Raw genomic sequence first — 21,769 nt, forward strand, 5'->3', positions numbered from 1 at the left:
TGCACCCGCATGCGGCTGATAACGAGTCAGCCGATGCTGTATGGTGAAGCAGCGGCTATAACAAAAGAATAAGAGACAGGATGTGGTGCTATCCATGAAGGGAAAGACGCTGCTGCTTAGTCATGTCCGGGCTCATCTGCCGCTGTATGTGATAGCTGTGGGCTGCATGGCATTAGCCAATATCATTTATTCTCTATTCCCGACCTTGCTAGGGCGGTTCACAGATGATTTGCAGATGAAGGGGCTGACGAAGGAAGCGGTGATTCATTACAGCTTATGGCTGCTGGGAGTGGCAATAGGCTACGGTCTCTTGTTCGGTATCGGACAATACGTGAATCACCGCCTTGGACGCGAGTTCGAATTCAATACGAGGCAGAAGCTGTTCGTCCAATTCACCAAGCTGAGCGAGCACTATTATTCGAATCATGGTGTAGGCAAGCTGTTAAGCTACTTCATGAATGACGTGACCTCAGTCCGAGAAACGATCGCCAACGGTGTGAACCAGACAACGAATGCTACGATCCTGCTCTTGTCTGTCATCATCATGATGGGCATAAGCGGTATTCCGTTGTACTTGGTATTCGTATGTGTGCTTCCACTGCTAACGATACCGCTGATCGTCATCTATTTCGGGCCGCGCATTCGAACTCGCTCGCGAGCGGTGCAGGAATCACTGGCGGCAATGACCGAATCTGCAGAAGAGCAATTCGGAGGCATGAAGGTGACGAAGACGTTCGCAGTGGAGCATGTGGCAGAGGAACGCTTTGGAGCTACAGTCGATGAAATTCGTGACAATCAATTGGGGCTTGTTCGTATGACTTCTTTGTTTCAGGCGCTCATTCCGTTCGCAGGCGCACTTTCGCTCGTTATTGCGATCACGTACGGAGGCATTCTGTCCATTCAGGGACAGTTGTCTCTTGGCAGCTTCGTTACATTGACCCTATATTTGCGCATGATTATGACGCCCCTCCAGCAAATCGGCAACGTAATTAATGTGATGCTGCGCTCCAGAGCCTCGCTTGACCGCTTGAACCGACTGCTAACTGAAGAACCGGACATCCGCGAACTGGATGATGCGATGCCTATTTCGGCAGAGAAAGCGGCAATTGAAATCAAACATTTATCATTTACTTATCCTGAGGGTACCGGCGCATCCTTATCTGACGTGAGTATTCATGTTCCGACCGGGAAGACGCTGGGGATTGTCGGCAAGACGGGAAGCGGCAAGTCGACACTGGTGAAGCTTCTGCTACGCGTGTACGATCCACCGGAAGGGACGATATGGATTGGGGGCAAGGACATTTGCCAAGGAACGCTGGAGAGCTTACGGACGCAAATTGCCTATGTACCGCAGGATGGATTCCTGTTCAGTACCACGATTCGCGATAATATTGCTTTCTACGACCGGAATGCAGCAGACGAAGCCGTTGAGGATGCAGCAAAGCATGCGGATGTATGGGACAATATTATGGGATTCCCGGATCAATTCCGTACGAAGCTTGGTGAACGCGGTCTTACCTTGTCCGGGGGCCAGCGCCAGCGCACAAGCCTAGCGCGGGGGATTATTAAGAATGCCCCCATTCTCATATTGGACGATAGTGTAAGTGCAGTCGATGTTGTGACAGAGACGACGATATTGAACAACTTGCGAGCAGTAAGGAAGGGCAAGACCAATATCATTATTGCGCATCGCATTAGTGCTGTTCGTCACGCCGATGAAATAGTTGTGCTTGAAAATGGATGCATTGCGGAACGCGGAACGCACGAAGAGCTTGTCCGGACAGGCGGCTACTATGCCTCGCTCTATATGATTCAAGAGGAGGGGATGAGAAATGCCTGAGCCGACAATGAATGAGAACAGTAGGAATAACCCTCGGATCCAGCCTAAGAATCCCGGCCCACGCCTTGCAGATAGATCTCCAGACGATCGCAGGCAATCGTTTCGCGCCATGCTTGCGTATGCAAAGCCGTACCGCCTTACGTTTCTCGCGATTTTTTTATGTACCTTTTTCGCAATTGGTGCGGATCTGCTGCAGCCTTACCTTGTAAAGATAGCAATTGACGATCATGTACTAGCTGGCAAGCATGGAGTGGAGACGCTGTTTATGCTTGGCGGCGGTTATTTGCTGCTGGCGCTGCTCAGCTTATTGTTTACGTACATCCAGGCCAATCTGCTGCAGAAGGTAGGGCAAGGGATTGTCGGACAGCTTCGGAAAGACTTGTTCGAGCATATTACGAAGCAATCAATGTCGTTCTTCGATCGCCATTCGATGGGCAGTCTTGTGACGAACGTGTCGAGCGACACCGAAACGATTAATCGGTTCTTTACCCAGGTGTTACTAAGTGCAGTAAGGGATGGATTGTCGCTTATATTGGTTGTGGCCTTTATGTTCTCGCTTGACGCGAAGCTTGCGTTGTACAGCTTAATTTTATTTCCGATTATTTTTGCGATTGCGGTCGCCTTTCGCAAGGCCTTGCGATCTGCCTATCAACGCGCGCGCGGAGAACTATCCAGACTCATAGGTTTCTTGGCGGAGAATCTGTCAGGCATGAGTCTGATTCAGACATTTCATCAGGAACAGGAGCAGACGGAACGCTTTACTGAGCAGAATCGAAAGTATTTGCGTGAAAACCTGCGCGAGGTGCGAACAAGCATCATGTTCAACCGCTCCTTCGATATATTGGGCAACGTATCCATTGCATTCATCGTGTGGCTTGGCGGTTATGCGGTATTGGATACTTCTTTGGCATTCGGTGTTTTATATGCTTTTATCAACTACATTCGGCAATTTTTCCAGCCGATCAACCATATTACTCAGCAGTGGAATACGCTTCAGTCGACGAGCGTATCTATGGATCGCTTATGGCGCATTTTCCGCGTGCAGCCGGAAGTGACCGATCCAAAACCGGAAGATACCCATAAAGTGGCAGCCTCTGATGTCCAAGGGAAGATTGACTTCAACCATATTCGCTTCGCCTATGTCGATGACCGAGACGTGCTGCACGATCTGGATCTGCATATTAGACCAGGCGAATTTATAGGCATCGTGGGTACTACGGGGGCAGGCAAGAGTTCACTTGTGAACCTTCTAGCCCGATTTTATGATGTCAAGCGGGGAAGCGTGGAAATTGACGGGGTCGATATCCGCAAGCTGCCGCAACATACACTGCATCAAATTGTAGGACTTGTACAGCAGGATCCGTTTCTCTATTCCGGCTCAATCCTCGATAATGTCCGATTATTTCAAAATACGATAACTCGTGAAGAAGTGGTCTGGGCATGCAAGGCTGTCGGCGCGCACGGTCTTATCAAACGCTTGAAGAAGGGTTATGATACAAGGCTGTCAGAACGCGGAAGTGGTTTGTCGGCAGGGGAGAGACAGCTTATCTCCTTCGCGCGCATTCTTGTGTTTCAGCCTCGCATTCTTATTTTGGATGAGGCGACGGCGCACCTGGATTCTCATACAGAGCAGCTTATTCAACAAGCACTGCAAGTTGTATCCGAGGGACGGACAACGCTCGTTATTGCTCATCGCTTATCTACAATTCAGCATGCGGATCGTATTATCGTGATGCGGCATGGCCGCGTGACAGAGCAGGGGACACATGAATCGCTGTTAGCACAGGACGGATACTATGCCGAACTGATTCATCATTCTCGTTCCAATCAACGAAGAGCCTAACACCATCTGCATATATCACTCAATACCAGAAGCTCCTTATCTCCTGTAATCTGATAGTTGATTTGCGCAGGGAATAAGGGGCTTTTCCTCTCTACATTTCTGAGCCCTATAATTCGAATTCCCTATGATGGGTTGACTCATAATGGATACAGGATTGGTCTGATGTTTTAACTAAAAATAAATATTAAATTATAATTATTATTGATAATAACTCCGCAGTGTGCTAAATTAATAACACGCTTAATAATAATAATTATCATGTAAAAGATAAAATAAATACTGTGGAGGCGATAGTATTGAGCAAGCCGACGAGACTGACAACGAACCAAGGCGCCCCCGTAGCCAATAATCAAAATTCGAAAACAGCAGGGCAAAACGGTCCAGTGCTGCTGGAGGACTACCATCTGATTGAAAAGCTGGCGCATTTCGATAGAGAACGTATTCCTGAACGAGTCGTACATGCGCGCGGTGCAGGCGCATTTGGTGTGTTTCGTCCTTATCAAAGTATGGCTAAATATACGAAGGCAGCCTTTTTGCAGGATCCTTCGGTGGAAACGAAGGTATTCGTACGCTTCTCCACAGTTATTCACGGAGGAACGTCTCCTGAGACGCTTCGCGACCCGCGAGGATTTGCCGTAAAGTTCTATACGACAGAAGGCAATTATGACCTGGTAGGCAACAACCTCCCTATATTCTTTATCCGCGATGCGTTTAAGTTCCCGGATATGGTGCACGCTTTGAAGCCAGCGCCGCACACCAATATCCAAACTCCAGATCATTATTGGGATTTCATGTCGCTGTCACCTGAATCAACGAACATGTTGACATGGCTGTTCTCCGATTTGGGTATCCCAGCGAATTATCGTGAAATGGACGGATTCAGCGTGCACGCCTTCAAATGGGTGAACGCCGATGGCAAATTTATCTATGTAAAATATACATGGAAGTCGCTTCAAGGCGTGCGCAGCTTGACTGCAGAAGAGGCCGAGCAAATTCAAGCGAAGGACTTCAACCATGCTACCCGTGATTTGTATGAATCGATTGAGGCAGGCGAATTTCCTGAGTGGGATTTACATGTACAAATGATCGATCCAGCACAAAGCGATGATTTTGATTTCGATCCGCTTGATCCTACGAAGGTATGGCCAGAAGAACTTGTGCCGATGATAAAGATAGGTCGAATGACCTTGAATGAGAATCCGGCGAACTTCTTCGCCAGCGTTGAGCAGTCTGCATTTTCTCCTAGTGTATTGGTGCCGGGCATCGAGCCATCCGAAGATAAGCTGCTGCAAGGACGCTTGTTCTCCTATCCGGATACACAGCGCTATCGTCTGGGCGCGAATTACTTGCAAATTCCGGTGAACTGTCCATTTGCTCAGGTTCGCAATCACCAGCGCGACGGTGCAATGAATGTGAATCAGGATCCGTCGCCGATTCACTATGAACCGAACAGCCATCCAGGTGCATATGTTGAAGCTGGGGCACAATACGCAGAAAGTGAAATGCTGCTTGACGGTACGACGATGAGACGGACGATTAGCAAGACAAATGATTTCGGGCAAGCAGGCGATAAGTACCGCAGCCTGACGCCAGAGGAGCAAACACGATTGATTGCGAATTTGGTCAGTGATCTAAAGCAGGTGAGACCGGAGGTTCAAATGCGCGCATTGTGCAACTTCTTCCGGGCAGACGCAGGCTATGGTGCTCGGGTTGCAGCAGGTTTAGGAATTGATGTAAGTGCACATATGCAGCATATGAACCAATAACAAGCATTTCACATTACAAAAACAACGATAAGAAGGGAAGGGACCCATATGAATCGCCATTCGATGAACTCATTCGTACAACCTGACAATAAGCGAGAATCCGTACATTTGACACAGCAGAGAGAAGCGGTCTTATCGTTCGTGAACCAAGCGGAATCCCCCGCTACCGCGATTGAAATTTATATCGGGATGCGTGCCAATACAAGACGTATTTCGCTCTCTACGGTGTATTGCAGCTTAAAATATTTTGTGAAGAACGGTATCGTGCGCGAATTGAATGAAGACCATACTTCGAAACGCTATGAATGTATTGCGAAGTAAATAAAATGATGAATGATAAGAGCACTTCTCCGAGAGGGAGAGGTGTTCTTTTTTTATAAATGAGCAGGCGATGATTGCAGCTGATATGGGATGATTATGGTATATTAAGGGAGTAGTGAACGCTACGAATCGGTTATACATGTTGTAACGAGGGTTAGGAGAAATGTCTATTGAAGCCGAATCCAGAACAGCTTCAATCGCTGTGTGAGCAGATTGAACTTGTCCTGCTGCCTGAAGCAGATATTCGGAGCTTGAATGGAGATAATCCCGTTCAAGTGTCCAACATCCCGGCCGGCTGGGATGTGATTGGTGCAGGAAATTATGCTGTCGTATTTAGCCACAAGCAATATGCCAATCTAGCCGTAAAAGTATATGCGACAGGTCGAAAAGGGCTGGAGGACGAAGCTGAAGTATATCGGCGGCTTGGCAAGCACCCTGCCTATTCTGAATGCTACTGCGTGGGCAGAGGCTATTTGGTAATGAAACGTCTTCCTGGGGTGACGCTGTATCATTGCTTTCGGCAAGGAATTTCAATACCGCAGTCTGTATTAGACGATATTGATGAGGCGCTGATGTATGCATCCATGAGGGGGTTGACACCAAGGGACATTCATGGGAAAAATGTCATGTACGATGGCAGCAGAGGCTATGTTGTGGACGTGTCTGACTTTCTTATCCCGCAGCCGGATCGAATGTGGAAAGATTTCAAGCGTGCCTACAAGCTACTGTATAAGCCGCTTGGTCTGAAGTGGGGAGTTCCAGTTCCAGAGTGGCTGCTAGAGCTGCTGCGCAAAGGCTATCAGATCTATCGCAGACGAGCGGCTGTATTTACAAATCCAAGGGATTAAAGGCGGAAATAGAGCATGAGATAAACCTCAACGATTATACACCGGCATAGGATAGATGGAGGTTGCAGGCCACAGTTCGTGTATGATAAATGAAGTGATTACTGCTGTGAAAGGAACGATAGGATTATGTCAACCGAGAAACAAAGCCCGGCTTCAGACAAGAAGTGGGACAAGCAAACATTAGTCGTGCATGATTGCCACGACGAACGGCATTTTGGCGCAGTTACGATGCCCATGTATCAGAATAGTTTGTTTACATTTTCTTGTCATAAGGAATTCTATGAGGCGTTGGATTCCCCACTTGAGCACCATCTGTATTCGCGAGGCAACAATCCTAGCGTGAATGAATTGGAGCGGCGGTTGGCTATGCTGGAAGGCGGAGAGGCCGCTCGCTGCTTTGCTTCTGGAATGGCGGCTATTTCCGCAGCAATCATGTCGGCCGTTAAGAGCGGCGATCACGTCATATGTGTGGAGCATGTATACGGGCCAACTCGTGAGATGCTTGGGAATTACCTGCATCGCTTCGGGATCGAGACGACATTCGTAGATGGGCAATCAATAGAGTGTATAGAAGCTGCGGTTCGGCCAAATACATCGCTGTTGTACCTGGAAAGCCCGACAAGCATGACGATCAGATTGCAGGATCTGCGCGCCTGCGCTGAACTGGCCAAGCGGATTGGAGCCACAACGATTATTGATAATACATGGGCAACTCCGATATTTCAAAATCCGCTTGCTTTGGGTATCGACCTGGTTGTCCACTCCTTAACCAAATATGTAGGTGGACACAGCGACATTATGGCAGGAGCGATTATCGGCTCACAAGAGCGACTAAAAGAAATCGGCCGTCAAGAATTCCTATTGTATGGGGGAATTATGACGCCGCAAACGGCATGTATGGCCATGCGCGGGCTGCGGACACTTCCGCTGCGTATGGAACGACTGCAGCAGAATGGTCTGGCCATTGCTGCTTATTTGGACGAGCATCCATATATTACTCGAGTCAATCATCCGGGACTTGCTTCTTATCCGCAGCATGAACTGGCAAAGCAGCAAATGAGCGGGTATGGCAGCTTGTTCTCATTCGAAACGGATCTGCCGCTTGAGCAGGTGCTGGATTGGGCGGATCGACTGCAAATGTTCCGTATCGGCGTAAGCTGGGGTGGTTATGAAAGCCTAGTACAGGTCGTTCGTCCCCAAGCGGGTTCAAAGAACGAAAGTCTTGTGCTTGTACGGCTGTATGCTGGGCTTGAGGATCCAAATTTGCTCATTGAGGATATGCATCGTTCCTTCGAGCAGTTGGGGCTGTCGTAGAACCATCATATTTGGCTTGAATGGCAAAGGGCTGCACAAATCAAATTTGTGCAGCCCTTTTGGTTTGGATTACAGCTCATTATTTTTCAATACATAGCGAGATTTTGAAATCGCTTTCTTCATCTTCAATATAGGCCGCAATTTTACGAAGCAAGGCAGCAGTCTGTGATCCTGAAGCAGTTAATTCATATTTGAATTTCATCTCGTCCTGGGATAGAACGATTTGTTGAGATGACTGTGGAAAGCTGCCCATTTCATCTCGAAGTGCATAACTTGAGCCTGCATGCATCATGTCACTGGATGGACGCGGCACAACTGGATTAAAGACACTCTTTTTCCCGCACAGGTCCTCATAGATTTGCAGTTTTTTCAACCAATTGTAATACATCGAAGAGCTTTTGAACCCGAAGCCCTCTGCCATCTCATGAATACGATTTGTAAGACGAAGCTTCTTAATGGTTTCAATTTGTTCGTCTCTCTCAAGGGACTCAATGTCCTGAAGAGAAGGGAAGTTCATACAATCAGCTCCTTAGTGGAATGAAATCTCTGGATTGATTTGGATAGATTATAATCTGTCAGATAAAGAAATACAATGTGTCAATTTTGTTACGAGGGCCAGTTCGCGTAATTTGAAAATGAAAGGAAGTAAAAGTCGTGCTGCCATCATTCTTTAAAATAAGCTTCCATTTTCCTTTTAAGCTATCAAATAGAAAATAATAATTATTTAATTATATCATAAATTGAAATAATATTTCAGAAGGGTATAATAAAAAATAGAATGTGAGAAGGACATACTGTCGTAAGAAAGATACCTGCATCCTTGCTGTATTTGAATGCGTTTACATGAAAGGCATGAAAGATAGATATCACAAAGGTTCTAAGGAGGAAACATATTGCGCACACGATCATTAGCTGTGAAATCGGAGCATATTATCATCGGCCTAATGTCAGGTACATCGCTAGATGGAGTAGATGCGGCAATCGTTCATATTGAGGGAGCTGGCCTATCGTCTAAGGCGAATATGCTTGCTTTCCATTGCAAGGAATATGACGATGAACTTCGAGAGCGGCTGAAGAAACTGTGTACAAGAGGAGGAACGAGCACAGAAGGAATATGCATCATGAATGCATATATGGGAGAAGTGTTCGCATTGGCGGCACAGGAGGCGGCAAGCAGTGCTGGAGTTGCTATGGAGGATATCGATTTTATCAGCTCCCATGGCCAGACGATATGGCACCAGCCTGTGGTGGATTTGGCAGATCGCTGTGCAGTTCCTTCTACTTTGCAAATTGGGGATATATCGGTCATTGCCAAGCATACGGGAATTCCCGTCATCGGAGATTATCGACCGGCGGATATGGCGATTGGCGGACAAGGAGCACCATTAACTCCTTACGCGGACTATTTATTGCTGCGGGATTCGAAGGTGGGCAGAATTGCACAGAACATTGGCGGCATAGGCAATTGTACGATTCTTCCGGCTGGTGGAGATCGGGACTCGGTGTCTGCTTTTGATACAGGCCCAGGCAATATGTTAATAGATCAAGCGATTTATCAATTGTCCGGCGGTGCTCTGACCTATGATCGCAATGGAGAATGGGCATCACGCGGCCAATTGAACCATGAACTGCTGGATGAACTGCTTACTCATCCTTACTATGATCAACCTCCTGTGAAGACGACTGGACGTGAAATGTTCGGCGAGGACTATGCTCTGGAATGGCTGGAAAAAGGGAGAGCGCGTGGGCTAGAAGCAGAGGACATTGTAGCTACGTTCACCGCTTTGACAGTACGCACGATCGCAGATGCATATCGACAGTTCGTATTCCCTCATCATTCCGTCCGCGATGTCATTGTAAGCGGAGGGGGAGCGCGAAATGCTACGCTGATGCGGTGGCTGGCAGAGGAGCTGCCAGAGCAGATGGTTGTGGCATCCGATGAAATGGGCTTGCCTGGAGATGCGAAAGAAGCAATCGCATTTGCTTTGTTAGCAAATGATTTTATACATGGGCTGCCGAATAATTTGCCTCGTGTTACGGGAGCCGCACGGCCGACGGTTATGGGCAAGCTGGCCATGCCGTAAAATGCAATCATGACAGCTGTGTCAACACTCAAATGGAAGCGGAGGCTTATTTCTAGATACATGCTTTTCGTTTGCACTCTATGATCTTTGATTCATCACTGTAATGTGGAGGGAATTGGACGATGTTGGAGAAGCATGTCGAGATGGACAGTATACGATTGCATAACGCGTTCGCTCTTATTGATAATGCGATTACGAACGAACTTATTCCTGGAGCAGTAGTGCATATTCGGTGTGGTGGCCGTTCGTTCGAGTATGCCAGTGGAAATGCAATTGTGACAGATACCGATATGCTCCCCGTTACGATCGATACTTTATATGATTGCGCATCCTTGACGAAGGTCGTAGCTACGCTTCCGCTAACACTGATGCTGGTAGAAGCTGGGAATCTTAGGTTGGATGATCTTGTAGCCTCATATATCCCTGAATTCCATGACTATGGAAAGGAAATGATTACAATTCGCCATTTGCTTGCGCACACGTCAGGACTCCCTGCACATCGAGACTTGTATTCACAGGGATGGTCACAAGATAAAATCGCGCAAGCACTTAATCGAATGAAATTGGAGTATCGACCGGGTGAAGGGTGTCAATACAGCTGTCTCGGTTATATTGTCCTTGGGCGAATCATTGAGCATGTATGCGGCCAGTCGCTCGCTCATTCAGTGGAACAAATGCTGTTAAAGCCGCTCGGCATGACAGATAGCTGCTATAATCCGCCGCAAGAGAAGCGGTTGCGGATTGCAGCAACCGAATATGATGCGAGGCTGGGGGCGTATTGCTGGGGACGGGTTCACGATGAGAACGCGGCTGCATTAGGCGGAATCGCGGGAAATGCGGGGTTATTCACCACAGCGCGTGACCTTGCACGCTATGCGAGTCTCTGGCTAAGAAGAGCGGAGCATAGATACGGGGCACAATTGCTGTCAGACAGCATCATGCAAGATGCACTTGGCTGTCAGACAACTGCCATTCCGGGTGCGAAGCGGGGGCTTGGCTGGGTGCTGCGCGGCGATATTGCTGATTTTGCAGGGAAGGGCTGGTCGTTACGCGGCTTTGGTCATACGGGTTTCACAGGTACAAGTATATGGATTGATCCCGAATGGGATACAAGCATTGTCTTGTTGACAAACCGTGTACACTTTGGCCGAGAGAAGAGTGTAGTAGAGCTTCGCCAACAATTTCACGAAGCGGTTTTTGAAGCAATAGACAGAAAAAGCTGATTTTACAGCTTTATATTGAGGTATAGTGACTTCTTTTTCATGATTTCCATCCATTTACGCTTGTTATTCGCCATGAGTGAACAGCAGGCGTTTTTGTCTTTCGGTATAATAGATGAGCCGAATTGTTATTTTTGGTTATGCATATTTGCATGTAATAGGATATAATGGAAATCATCTGTGTTGTGGAAACATGTCGCATTTTCATTATTAAAGGAGCATTTTGATGACATTACCAATTCTTTATATGGTCATTCCTTGCTATAACGAGGAGGAGGCCTTGCCGATTACGACACCGGTGCTGGTAGAGCTGCTTGAAGGACTTGAACGGGACAAGCTGGTATCCGCCGATAGTCGAATTGTGCTTGTTGATGACGGAAGCCGCGACGGCACGTGGCAGCAGATCGAGAAGGCTCGCGCCGCTCATCCTGCCATCTGCGGATTGAAGCTTGCTCGCAATGCAGGTCATCAAAAGGCGCTGCTTGCTGGGTTGATGTATGCAAAGGAGCATGCAGACTGCATCGTGTCGCTTGATGCTGATCTTCAAGATGATACAGGGGCGATTCGAGAGTTTGTTCTCAAGTTCCATGAAGGCTATGAAGTGGTGTATGGCGTTCGCAACAGCCGAGCGACAGACACCTGGTTCAAGCGCTGGAGTGCTGAATCTTTCTATAAGCTGATGCGTAAGATGGGGATTCCTTTGGTCTATAACCATGCGGACTATCGATTGATGAGCCGACGTGCGGTTGAGCATTTAGGTGAATTCCAGGAAGTGAACTTGTTCTTGCGGGGGATAGTTCCCTTGATTGGATTTCGTTCCACCACGGTGTCCTATGACCGCATGGAGCGCGTTGCCGGCGAATCCAAATACCCGCTTCGCAAGATGCTGTCATTTGCCTGGGATGGCATTACGTCGTTCAGCATTAAGCCGATGCGGCTAGTTACGACACTCGGTTTCATCAGCTTAGGAGCGAGTATTGCTGCAGGAGGATACACACTTGTATCGAAACTGACGGGTCATACCGTATCTGGCTGGGCTTCGTTGATGTTCTCGGTCTGGTTCATCGGCAGCATTCAATTGCTGGCGTTGGGCGTTATCGGTGAATATATTGGGAAGATATATAATGAAGTAAAACGCAGACCGCCATATATTGTGGAGACTGTATTGTCGGACAAAAACGTGTCGAAAGACGAAGTCAAGCCGTCTTGGCCAGGTGCCAAATCAGATGCACAGGGGTGGTCCCATTGAGCCAGAAGCAAGCAGGCTGGCTTGGACTGTTCAGCCGTTACGCCATTGTAGGCGTGATCAATACGTGCATCGGTTTGGGATTAATCTACGCATTGATGCATCTAGCAGGATGGGCTCACTTCGAAGCGACATTTGTCGGGAATACCATTGGGGTGCTGTGCAGTTACATCCTGAATCGGCGCTTTACGTTTCAGTATGAGGGGGCGCAGTTGCGCAGCTTCATACGCTTCCTTGTGATTTCCCTTTTGTGCTATGCAGCAGCATACGTGCTGCTCCATCCTGCATTTTCAGCGTTGGTTACGTCATTATTTGGCTCATTGCCGCTGTCATGGCAGCAATCGCTGATTGTGCTAGGTGAAGCGGGAGCATATACAGTGACTTCGTTCGTTCTTCATCGTCTAATTACCTTCGCTGCATCATCATCTGTATCAGACAATACTGCCCGTTCGAGGCAAGCGAATGATGAACACCTCAGAGAAGACTATGACAATTACCGTAGAGCAGAACGCCAATAATGGGATGATGCACTTCCTCTTTGGGGAAGTGCCGTTTTTCTTATGAGGAGAGTGATTTTTGCATGAGACGAAAAGATTGGGTAGCTTGGGGATCCGTATTCATTGGAGCTATCATTTTAATCAGCATCCTGTTTACATCGCCATATATCGGAGTCGCGGATAACGGGGACTTTGACCGGATTGTACGCAGTGGGGGAATATCGCCTCTGCCCGATACATTTACTTATGATGACAAATATTTCGGATATAGCCATTCCAAATATGAGTATGGTCCATTTGCGATCAATTATGCCTCCTCGCAAGTGCTGTTTGTCTTCATTGCAGGTCTGCTTGGGAGAGTGCTGAATTCATCTTATTTTCCGATGCAGGCAATGGGCATCGTATATTCGTTGCTGCTGCTAAGTACATTATTCGTCATTATTCGTTACGCATGCGCTGGCAAGCGCTGGCTGCAGATAACTGCAGCACTGTGTGTACTGCTCGTCTTTTTCGATATTGGCTATGTTGCCTATTTTCATTCTTTTTTCGGAGAATCAGTCTCACTCCTGTTTTTACTGCTATCCACAGCAATTTCCGTCATTCTAGCAAGGCAGCAGCAACCTTCGATTACCTGGCTCGTACTGTTGTTTGTTTGTGCGTTTATACTGGCGGCTTCCAAAATTCAGAATGCACCGGTTGGATTGGTATTCGCTTTGTACGGGCTTCGATTGTATAGAAAGCGGTCAGACCAATCTTGGAAACGGGTAATTGCCGGTGGGGTCGCCTTCATGATCGCGACGACGGGGCTCATCTATGTTTTCGCACCGAAGGAATTGAAGCAGATTAATTTGTACCAGACGATATTTTTCGGTATCTTAAAAGATTCTCCTCACGTCTCAGAGGACTTGGATGCGTTGGGCATCCCTCAGAAATATGCCGTACTTGCTGGAACAAATTATTTTCAGACCGATGTGCCGATCAAGCAGGATGCGCCTGAACTGACGGAGCATGTATACTCTAGGCTTGGACATATGGACATTGTCGGTTACTATTTGCGCCATCCTAGTCGAATCATCGACAAGCTTGAGGCTGCATCTGCACAGGCAACATTCATTCGTCCTTATTACTTAGGGAGCTATGAGAAGGAACTGGGTCAGCCTCGCGGTGCAATAGCGTACACCTACAGCACTTGGAGTGAGGGCAAAAAGAATTTGATTCCTAAGAACTTCATCTTCTTCTTTATTTTCTTTTTGCTTTACTTTGGCGTTATATTAAAGGAATATATCCGCAATAAATATAAGCGGCATGTACTTGATGTTACGATCATTGTAGCGTTGGTTGCTATCATTTCTGTCGCGGTGCCGCTAGTCGGCGATGGAGAAGCGGATTTGGGCAAGCATTTGTTTTTGTTCAATGTGAGCTTTGATATTATGATCGTATTCACAATCATTTGGCTAGTATCTCAGGTACGCCGCATATTTGATCGTTCACCGGAATTGTAACAGATGGCAGAACAGGTGGAATGGTTGTACCTGTGTCCGTCTTCTGTTTTGGAAGATTCATGACAAAGAGGCCGCCACATAGGGACGGCCTCTTTCTTATAAATCCTTCACATTGTCGTGCATGACGGCTAAGATTCTGCGGAATGTTTCTACTTCTTCCTCCGTCAATCCTTCGATTGTTTTCCGATAAGCCTCAATTGATGGGGCTAGTATTTCCTCTTTGATCTCTCGGCCTTTGACGGTTAAGAATACACGAAGTGATCGTCGATCCGATTCATGCGTTACCCGATAAATGAAGCCCTTCTTTTCTAGCTTGAACAGCATGCGGGCTACATTCGTCTGGTCTTTATGAAGTCGCTCTGCAAGTTCCTTCTGTGTAATTCCTTCCTGTTCCCACAACACCACTAGGATTTCCCATTGGTCTACGGTGATGTCGAAAGGGTTTACGACCTTCTGATAATAATTATTAAGCTTCAGATCCGCCCGATGAACAATGACTCCGATATACTTTTCTAATTCCAAATGTGGACCCCCAGGTTCATTCACATCGTTATTATATTGCTCAAAGCGCTTGCTTTGAACAACCCCTATAGTTGTTATGACCATTATAGGTAAGGACAAATAACGTGTCAATGAAACTGGTTGGTGGTCGGCTGCAATGCAAATCGGGTTACTTCTGTGTCGACAGGGGCTGTGAAGCCGTTTTGCCGACAACCTTCATAACCATCTCGGCGGCACGTTCATACCCTCCTGCTTCGCGCAGAGATTTGCCGATGGAGCGGGCATTCTCCTTGTAGGTAGGGTGATTTAATACTTCCAATAGCGCATTTCGCAGCACTTCCGGCGTAAGACTTTGATGATCGACGATAACACCAGCGCCTCGCTTTTGTACTTGCTGAGCGACCATAGGCTGATCGGATGTTAATGGAATCATAACGAGCGGAACATTGTAATATAGGGCTTCACTGGTGCTGTTCATGCCAGCGTGTGTAATAAAGGCATCTACTTGTTGCAGAACCTCTAATTGAGGCAAATACGGTTTGATGATGAAATTATCTGGAATCAGGTCAGCGATTGGCTCCATATTGGTTTCTTTGCCGGATGATAAAATGAATTGAATTGGCTCATCTCGAAATGCTGCGAAACACAGCTTGTAAAATTCAAGGTTGTTATTCAAAATGCTCCCTAGCGATATATAGACCGTCTGCGTGTAAGAAAGCTTGCTGCGATCCAACGTAAAAGTTGGGGCATCCATGCGAGGTACGATGGACGAGCCAGTGAACACATAGCTGTCATCCAGTTGCTCTGCGTCCGGCTGCAAATCACGGCTAAGATGCACGACCTTTAGCTCCCCATAAGCCTTAAAGATATCTGAAATTGCAGGGACAGACAATTGATAACGGTCAGCTAATTGCTTGGCGATTTCCATCGAGGAATCATAAATCGCCTGCATCTCTCGCTCCTCCTGCTCGGTCATTTTTTGTTCCGAGCCAAGTGGTTTTGTGAACACGAATGAAGTGATGGAGCATACTGCTGGCATGCCAAGCCGTTCGGCAATCATTTGCCCGCCCCAGCCCAATAAATAATCGTAAATCAAATAGTCATATGTGTTCTGCTCAGTCAGTGCAAGAACCTCTGGGATGATCGGCTTGATCATGCCGCGCAGGATGAACTGGATAAATTGATAAGGATGTTTGTAAATAATAGGCTTCAATACAGGATCCTCGGCAAAGGATCCCATGGCATACGTATAAGTCAACACTTTCGCACCTGTTGCCTCAATCCGCTCGCGGTATTCTTCCGTACATACATAAGTGACTTCCTCGCCTTGTTTCACAAGCTGCTGCACCAAGCCTAATGATGGGTTAACATGCCCTTCAGCAGGGGGAATAACAACTAATGCTCGTGCCAAATCGTCCACCTCCGATAATGAATATGAATAAGATTGTTTCCTCATGACATTTCTCTATTGCGTACAGGTTGGAAAAGGTCAGCATAGCACAGGAGTAGCAAGTTTTGGGCGCAGAGCCGACCTTTCGGCTTTATTTCTAATGAGGTTCCGTTAAAATCCAAATAACAAGCCTTAAGGGGTGATTGATGACTGAGCGATGCGGACTGACTTCTTCGCAATGCGGGAAGAGGCAATCAGACTTAATAAGACAAAGCAAATCTGCAAAGATAATGCAATCATGACACCTGCGTAAATTCCCCAGTGAAAACTTTCGCTTAAGGCTACAATTGCCCCACAAATGCCAATGTTTGCGGCTATGCTGAATGAATCAACGAATTGGAGTGTGGCCGACACTTCGCCTTCCTTGCCTTCTTCTGCCTGCTGCAGGGCTATGGCACCGATCGTTGGAGTAGCCAGCCCAACACCGAAACCGGTAATGATTTGCGACAACAGTGTCATCGCGATGTTGCTGCCCGGTAACAGCATGGATGTAATGACGAGCCCAATTCCCACGATCATAATACATAAACCGAGCGTGATTCTCCTTTTTCGGCCAGTTCCTTGGTCGCGCCTGTCCAGTTTTGCTTGCAACCATGCAGCGGTTGACCAGCTTAATGCTCCTGCCGCTACGAGTAGCCCTGCATTCGCTTCTGATATGCCTTTTACCTTTGTCAATCCGAGAACCACATAGCTTTCAGTCGCGAAATAACAGGAAATATACAGGGCTCTTGATACGATAATTGCGGGTAAGCCGCGTTCTACAGTAAACGTTCCATGCGGGAGCAACTTTTGGAGCGGTAATACCATGACGACTAATCCAATCACAGTAAGTGCAATGCCCAACCAATCGTCGATTCGACCTAATCCCGTCAGTAGAAGCCCTGTTCCGACAGCGAGCAATACGGAATACGCTTCCTTGCGTCTATCTTGTGCACGAGAGCTACCTGACTTCGTTATGCTCCGGAAGGAAGGCAGCGTCATGATAAGTGCGATCGCAATAAAGGGGAGCACAAGCCAAAACACGAATCGCCACGATACATAAACGGCAATTAGGCCGGCAATGTAGGGTCCAATTAGTGCGGGAAGCACATAGGCGGCAGAGAAGGCAGCCAATATGGCGGTGCGCAATGAGTCAGGATAACGGACAGTTACAATGTAGTACACACAGGTGACAAGCGCACCGGCGCCGAACCCTTGCAGGGCCCTTCCTGCTATAAGCATATACATATGAAAGGAAAGTGCGGCAATGACGATGCCAGCTACAAAGATAGAGAACGAAATTAGAATGGATGCAATTAAACCATGTTTGTCGATTTGTTGTCCTACAACCATTGAGCCGATAATTTGAAACAATAAAAATGTGCTGAATATCCAACCGTATAAATGGATGCCTTCCAGGCTTTGTGCAAGTGCGGGAGCAATTGTCGTAATGGCGAGGCCTTCGAAGGCGACAGTTGTTAAAATAAGTATGATGCCAATCGTTAATGCACGGTACGGGACTTGAAAGATTCCAGTGTTAGCGGGGGGGATACCAACACACCTCCTTCCAAAAAAAAGATTGCTTTGACGATATTGGTCGTAGCAACTATTTAGTGATAAGAGAGGCATAACCGACGTGTATGGATCCTATACAATGGTTATGCCTCTTCGTTATCATTATTAGTTGCTATGACTATTATATGCACGACAATTATTTATGTCAATACCTGTAAATCAATCCTTTTCGCTTGAAAAGGTTATTACCATTTCATCCACAGATTGCCCTTCCAGGTCGGAATGTTGGCCCATCGCTGTCCTTTTTTATCATATTTAACTGCAAGTACAGTTACCGTCTGAGGTTTTAATTCGCCTGCCTTTTTGCCGTTAAGGGATTGGTATATTGCTGTCGCTTTGGTCAGCTTCACAAGCTGGCTTTGCTCTGGATTCCTTACCCATGCTTTTCCTTTATAACTATTAATCTGATACCAAATCAATCCGGAATTATCGATTTGCTCATTGATGATTGGGGCGATTTGTGCGCTAAGATTGCCGACTTGTTTGCCGTTTGGACTGTTATATATCGGTGTATTGGAGCTTAGTGTAACAAGCTTGTTGTAAGCATTCGGATCCTTCATCCACACTGTGCCTATCCATGTAAATACCCGGTACCAGGTAATATTGTTTTCATCCTTCGATGCTGCCTCCACATAAATCACTTGGGGGCCTAAGAGTCCTACTTTTTTGCCGCCAACTGAATCATAGAGCGTAGTGTTTTGTTCCAGGTCTACGAATACAGTTTCTTTCGTCACGGCACCAGTTGTATTCGCTGCTTGCTCAGCAAATGCGCCTGTTGCAGCAACCGTACTGAACGCCAAAGTCAAAGCCATCACTGCCACTAATTTCTTCATTATTGAATTCTCCTCTCTCATGGTTATACAATGGTATGGTTTACTACTAAGATGAACATTCCAATTGCTGGGCTTGCTGAATAAGTCAGCATGGTATAGCCTTTTCTTAGGTGTATATTTTCGTGATGAGGTCATGAAGGTCGAATTATAGGAGTGATATGAGGAATGTTCCCTGCCTTGTTCAGTATGTAACCCGTTTACATGGTAGTGAAACAATAATTTGGAAAGGATGATGAGGGTGAAGACATTGTGGAAGTGGCTGCGCCGTGGATTGTTGACGGTCATCATATTGTTTATTTTGCTTGCTGGAGCGGCGTATTTTTACATTCAGCCTTCTACTGCGATAGGCTGGCCTCCTCAAGTTGAAGTGTCCTTGGCTGATCGTTTGGAGCAAATGGTACACAATCGTTCACTTACGATACAAATTAGCGAGGAAGAAATTAATGGATGGGGCTCTCAGCATATGCAGGAAACTGAGCCTTATCGTTCGTTGAAGGAAAAGTGGAACATTACTGGGATGAAGACAAGGCTTGCAAATCGAGAAATGGAAGCGACCATTCAAATGGAGCCCATCTCTCATGTGCAGGCTGAAGTAAAGATTAAATATGAATTGGAATGGAGCGACAGCGGTCAATCCATTCGTGCAGTGCCCGTTGATGCCCGCGTGAAGAACATTTCACTTCCGCTCTCGTGGTTCTCGCTAAAACCGATGGAATTCTCGTTATCTTCACAGCTCCCTGAATGGGTTAAGGTCAAGGAAGTGAAATTCCTAGAAGATGGGTGGAAGCTTCGCTTCGGATTGAAGCTGTAACTTTGCTCCGTACATTTTTCGTACGCAGTAATGAGTTTACGGGCCTTGCTGGACAGGAGTATATAAGTGACGTACGCGTCAAGGACTTGTACCTTGAAGAATACGGATGATAGAAGAGGATGTGACGGTTTGCCTAATCGTGAACAGCTGCTCCAACTTCAGATGAACTTCCGCTCTATGCTGCGCGGGATGCGCACGCAATGGGAACGGCATTTGGAGCTGCAGAATTTGAATGTAAATATGACTCAATTTGCCGTACTGGACTTACTATTCCGGAATGGCTCGATGAAAGTAACCGATGTTGCAAAGGAGCTTCGTTTGACACCTGGCGCAGTGACGGGCATTACCGACAAACTTACTCAAATGGATTATGTTGCGCGCAATCGCGATGAACTTGACCGCCGTATCAATTATTTGGAGCTTACGGAAGCAGGGCGGCAGAAGGTCAAGGCAGTGGAAATACAACGTGAGTTTGTATTCGCCCGTTACTTTGAAGGGATACCGGATGAAGATTTGCTGCATTTTCTGCACATTTGCCAGCAAGTGAACCTCAATCTGGATGAAATCTCAGAAGTTGGGGAGTAATAAAAGCATCACATGATGCTGGATGGAATCATGGACATCAGAATGTCCGCGCCTCCTGCGACCAAGGAGTGAAATGGCCGTGAGTAACGGTTGGTGGTTGATGGTTCATGCTGTTGTAATAATCGGACTTCTTTACTTGCTTTATAGGATGCAGAAGAAACATGTATCCTTTACAAAGCGGGTATTTGCCGGACTCGGTATAGGCATTGTGTATGGAGCGCTACTTCAGCAGCTATACGGGGTTGAGCATGACACCGTGCACGTGCTCAATGATTGGATCTACATTGTGGGTGGCGGCTATGTGAGTCTGCTGCATATGGTCGTCATTCCACTTATTATCGTATCGATCATATCCGCGATTTTGCATGTGACGACGAAGACCGGTGTAGGCAAGATGAGTGTAGTGATTATTAGCATTCTCATTGCGACAACTGCTGTGGCAGCTGCTGTGGGCATCGGATCTGCACTGGCTTTTGACTTGTCGGCCGTGAACATGGAGGCAGGGCAGCAAGAGACCGAACGCGGACGGGATTTGAATGAGAAGGTCGGTGAAGTGCGCGACATGACCATTCCGCAGCAGGTACTGGAATTTATACCAACGAATCCCTTTCTTGATATGACGGAGGCAAGAAGAACATCTACGATTGCAGTTGTCATTTTCTCCGCTTTTGTCGGTATTGCGGCATTAGGTGTTGCAAGGAAAAAGCCAGAGCATGGGCGCATGTTCACCTCCATTATTGATGCGCTTCATGCCGTTGTTATGCGGATGGTGACTTTGGTATTGAGATTGACGCCCTATGGGGTGCTGGCACTTATGATCCGCGTCGTGTCTACGACAGCACCAGCGGAGATATGGAAGCTAGGTCGGTTCGTGATAGCCTCCTATGTAGCGCTCATTGTCATGTTCCTGATTCATCTTCTGCTGCTTGGATTGTCGGGCATCTCGCCTGCCCGTTATTTGAAGATGGCAACGCCTGCGTTAGTTTTCGCATTTACATCGCGAACAAGTGCTGGTTCGATCCCGATCAATGTGGATACGCAGCGGGATAAGCTGGGGGTACCGGAGAGCTTTGCAAATTTTAGCGCCTCGTTTGGCGCTTCAATGGGCCAGAATGGATGTGCCGGCATTTACCCCGCCATGCTTGCCGTTATGATTGCACCTACCGTAGGGATGAACCCGTTAAGCGCGGGATTCATTCTTCAGCTCATTGCTGTTGTTGCAATCAGTTCCTTTGGTGTAGCTGGCGTTGGCGGAGGTGCTACATTTGCAGCGCTTATTGTGTTGTCCTCGATGAACCTGCCCGTCGGTCTGGCGGGACTGCTCATTTCTGTAGAGCCGCTCATTGATATGGGACGCACGGCATTGAATGTGAATGGTTCAATGCTCGCAGGGGTGTTGTCTTCGCGCTGGCTTGGACAGTGGGATAAAGAATCTTTCATGCGCGGAAATAAACACCCAACCGAGGATGAGTCTTAGAAAATGCCATATTGAAATGAATTGCAGCCAAAAAGGCCCGTCATGCAGACGAGCCTTTTTTCTTTCTTTTCAGTTGG

19 protein-coding genes are annotated in these 21,769 nt (G+C 47.2%); 14 read left to right on the plus strand and 5 right to left on the minus strand.

Annotated features, from left to right (window positions below):
• Window positions 1-94 precede the first annotated feature (94 nt).
• The 6 genes from NO352_RS01015 (at window position 95) to NO352_RS01040 (ending at window position 7,932) form a co-directional block, all read left to right on the plus strand.
• Window positions 95-1,840, plus strand: a complete 1,746-nt coding sequence (locus tag NO352_RS01015) for an ABC transporter ATP-binding protein (protein ID WP_289354750.1) — start codon at window positions 95-97, stop codon at window positions 1,838-1,840.
• A complete protein-coding gene (locus NO352_RS01020; RefSeq protein WP_289354751.1) occupies window positions 1,833-3,683 on the plus strand; it encodes an ABC transporter ATP-binding protein in 1,851 nt (616 codons plus the stop codon). The genes NO352_RS01015 and NO352_RS01020 overlap by 8 nt, the downstream gene beginning before the upstream one ends.
• A gap of 296 nt (window positions 3,684-3,979) precedes the next feature.
• The gene (locus tag NO352_RS01025) at window positions 3,980-5,449 is read left to right on the plus strand and encodes a catalase (protein ID WP_289354752.1); all 1,470 of its coding nucleotides are present in this window, start codon (window positions 3,980-3,982) and stop codon (window positions 5,447-5,449) included.
• A 48-nt stretch (window positions 5,450-5,497) separates the two neighbouring features.
• Complete coding sequence (locus tag NO352_RS01030; protein ID WP_005542846.1) at window positions 5,498-5,770, plus strand: transcriptional repressor; 273 nt, start codon at window positions 5,498-5,500, stop codon at window positions 5,768-5,770.
• Between the two features lie 170 nt (window positions 5,771-5,940).
• The gene (locus NO352_RS01035; RefSeq protein ID WP_289354753.1) at window positions 5,941-6,618 is read left to right on the plus strand and encodes a serine/threonine protein kinase; all 678 of its coding nucleotides are present in this window, start codon (window positions 5,941-5,943) and stop codon (window positions 6,616-6,618) included.
• Between the two features lie 126 nt (window positions 6,619-6,744).
• Window positions 6,745-7,932 carry a trans-sulfuration enzyme family protein gene (locus NO352_RS01040; RefSeq protein ID WP_005542842.1) on the plus strand — a complete coding sequence of 396 codons (1,188 nt, stop codon included), beginning with the start codon at window positions 6,745-6,747 and terminating at the stop codon, window positions 7,930-7,932.
• A gap of 79 nt (window positions 7,933-8,011) precedes the next feature.
• Here the strand turns inward: NO352_RS01040 and NO352_RS01045 are convergent, their stop codons facing one another.
• On the minus strand, window positions 8,012-8,449 hold the full coding sequence (locus tag NO352_RS01045) for a hypothetical protein (protein WP_005542840.1): 438 nt from the start codon (window positions 8,447-8,449) through the stop codon (window positions 8,012-8,014).
• A gap of 376 nt (window positions 8,450-8,825) precedes the next feature.
• Here NO352_RS01045 and NO352_RS01050 point away from each other — a divergent pair, with 376 nt between their 5' ends.
• From NO352_RS01050 to wsfD, 5 genes are all read left to right on the plus strand, one after another.
• Entirely contained in the window at window positions 8,826-10,016 is a 1,191-nt protein-coding gene (locus NO352_RS01050; protein WP_289354754.1) for an anhydro-N-acetylmuramic acid kinase, read from the plus strand.
• 122 nt (window positions 10,017-10,138) lie between these two features.
• A complete protein-coding gene (locus tag NO352_RS01055) occupies window positions 10,139-11,239 on the plus strand; it encodes a serine hydrolase domain-containing protein (RefSeq protein WP_289354755.1) in 1,101 nt (366 codons plus the stop codon).
• Window positions 11,240-11,462: 223 nt separating this feature from the next.
• Window positions 11,463-12,485, plus strand: a complete 1,023-nt coding sequence (locus NO352_RS01060) for a glycosyltransferase family 2 protein (protein ID WP_005542834.1) — start codon at window positions 11,463-11,465, stop codon at window positions 12,483-12,485.
• A complete protein-coding gene (locus NO352_RS01065) occupies window positions 12,473-13,000 on the plus strand; it encodes a GtrA family protein (protein WP_373568833.1) in 528 nt (175 codons plus the stop codon). The genes NO352_RS01060 and NO352_RS01065 overlap by 13 nt, the downstream gene beginning before the upstream one ends.
• 62 nt (window positions 13,001-13,062) lie before the next feature.
• Complete coding sequence (gene wsfD / locus NO352_RS01070; RefSeq protein ID WP_268620055.1) at window positions 13,063-14,481, plus strand: glycan biosynthesis hexose transferase WsfD; 1,419 nt, start codon at window positions 13,063-13,065, stop codon at window positions 14,479-14,481.
• Between the two features lie 96 nt (window positions 14,482-14,577).
• Here wsfD and NO352_RS01075 read toward each other — a convergent pair whose 3' ends face one another.
• From NO352_RS01075 to NO352_RS01090, 4 genes are all read right to left on the minus strand, one after another.
• The gene (locus NO352_RS01075; RefSeq protein ID WP_040734834.1) at window positions 14,578-15,003 is read right to left on the minus strand and encodes a MarR family winged helix-turn-helix transcriptional regulator; all 426 of its coding nucleotides are present in this window, start codon (window positions 15,001-15,003) and stop codon (window positions 14,578-14,580) included.
• Between the two features lie 148 nt (window positions 15,004-15,151).
• Window positions 15,152-16,393 (minus strand): macrolide family glycosyltransferase, encoded by a 1,242-nt coding sequence (locus NO352_RS01080; protein ID WP_268620054.1) that lies wholly within the window; start codon window positions 16,391-16,393, stop codon window positions 15,152-15,154.
• A 171-nt stretch (window positions 16,394-16,564) separates the two neighbouring features.
• A complete protein-coding gene (locus NO352_RS01085; RefSeq protein WP_289354756.1) occupies window positions 16,565-18,040 on the minus strand; it encodes an MFS transporter in 1,476 nt (491 codons plus the stop codon).
• Between the two features lie 131 nt (window positions 18,041-18,171).
• Window positions 18,172-18,819, minus strand: a complete 648-nt coding sequence (locus tag NO352_RS01090) for a hypothetical protein (protein WP_268600071.1) — start codon at window positions 18,817-18,819, stop codon at window positions 18,172-18,174.
• A 232-nt stretch (window positions 18,820-19,051) separates the two neighbouring features.
• On the opposite strand from NO352_RS01090, the gene NO352_RS01095 reads away from it, so the two are divergent.
• From NO352_RS01095 to NO352_RS01105, 3 genes are all read left to right on the plus strand, one after another.
• Window positions 19,052-19,630 carry a hypothetical protein gene (locus NO352_RS01095; RefSeq protein WP_081505649.1) on the plus strand — a complete coding sequence of 193 codons (579 nt, stop codon included), beginning with the start codon at window positions 19,052-19,054 and terminating at the stop codon, window positions 19,628-19,630.
• A gap of 129 nt (window positions 19,631-19,759) precedes the next feature.
• Window positions 19,760-20,215 carry a MarR family winged helix-turn-helix transcriptional regulator gene (locus tag NO352_RS01100; RefSeq protein ID WP_241734665.1) on the plus strand — a complete coding sequence of 152 codons (456 nt, stop codon included), beginning with the start codon at window positions 19,760-19,762 and terminating at the stop codon, window positions 20,213-20,215.
• Between the two features lie 73 nt (window positions 20,216-20,288).
• A complete protein-coding gene (locus NO352_RS01105) occupies window positions 20,289-21,692 on the plus strand; it encodes an L-cystine transporter (RefSeq protein ID WP_268600073.1) in 1,404 nt (467 codons plus the stop codon).
• Window positions 21,693-21,769 lie beyond the last annotated feature (77 nt).

Source organism: Paenibacillus sp. S-12 (genome assembly GCF_030363895.1).
Taxonomy (GTDB): domain Bacteria; phylum Bacillota; class Bacilli; order Paenibacillales; family Paenibacillaceae; genus Paenibacillus_B; species Paenibacillus_B alvei.

Bases quoted from the DNA above. Each gene is read 5' to 3' on its own strand.
- NO352_RS01015 (WP_289354750.1), top strand. From the start codon at position 95: ATGAAGGGAAAGACGCTGCTGCTTAGTCATGTCCGGGCTCATCTGCCG.
- NO352_RS01020 (WP_289354751.1), top strand. From the start codon at position 1,833: ATGCCTGAGCCGACAATGAATGAGAACAGTAGGAATAACCCTCGGATC.
- NO352_RS01030 (WP_005542846.1), top strand. From the start codon at position 5,498: ATGAATCGCCATTCGATGAACTCATTCGTACAACCTGACAATAAGCGA.
- NO352_RS01040 (WP_005542842.1), top strand. From the start codon at position 6,745: ATGTCAACCGAGAAACAAAGCCCGGCTTCAGACAAGAAGTGGGACAAG.
- NO352_RS01045 (WP_005542840.1), bottom strand. From the start codon at position 8,449: ATGAACTTCCCTTCTCTTCAGGACATTGAGTCCCTTGAGAGAGACGAA.
- NO352_RS01055 (WP_289354755.1), top strand. From the start codon at position 10,139: ATGTTGGAGAAGCATGTCGAGATGGACAGTATACGATTGCATAACGCG.
- NO352_RS01060 (WP_005542834.1), top strand. From the start codon at position 11,463: ATGACATTACCAATTCTTTATATGGTCATTCCTTGCTATAACGAGGAG.
- wsfD (WP_268620055.1), top strand. From the start codon at position 13,063: ATGAGACGAAAAGATTGGGTAGCTTGGGGATCCGTATTCATTGGAGCT.
- NO352_RS01085 (WP_289354756.1), bottom strand. From the start codon at position 18,040: ATGCCTCTCTTATCACTAAATAGTTGCTACGACCAATATCGTCAAAGC.
- NO352_RS01090 (WP_268600071.1), bottom strand. From the start codon at position 18,819: ATGAAGAAATTAGTGGCAGTGATGGCTTTGACTTTGGCGTTCAGTACG.
- NO352_RS01095 (WP_081505649.1), top strand. From the start codon at position 19,052: ATGAGGGTGAAGACATTGTGGAAGTGGCTGCGCCGTGGATTGTTGACG.
- NO352_RS01105 (WP_268600073.1), top strand. From the start codon at position 20,289: ATGGCCGTGAGTAACGGTTGGTGGTTGATGGTTCATGCTGTTGTAATA.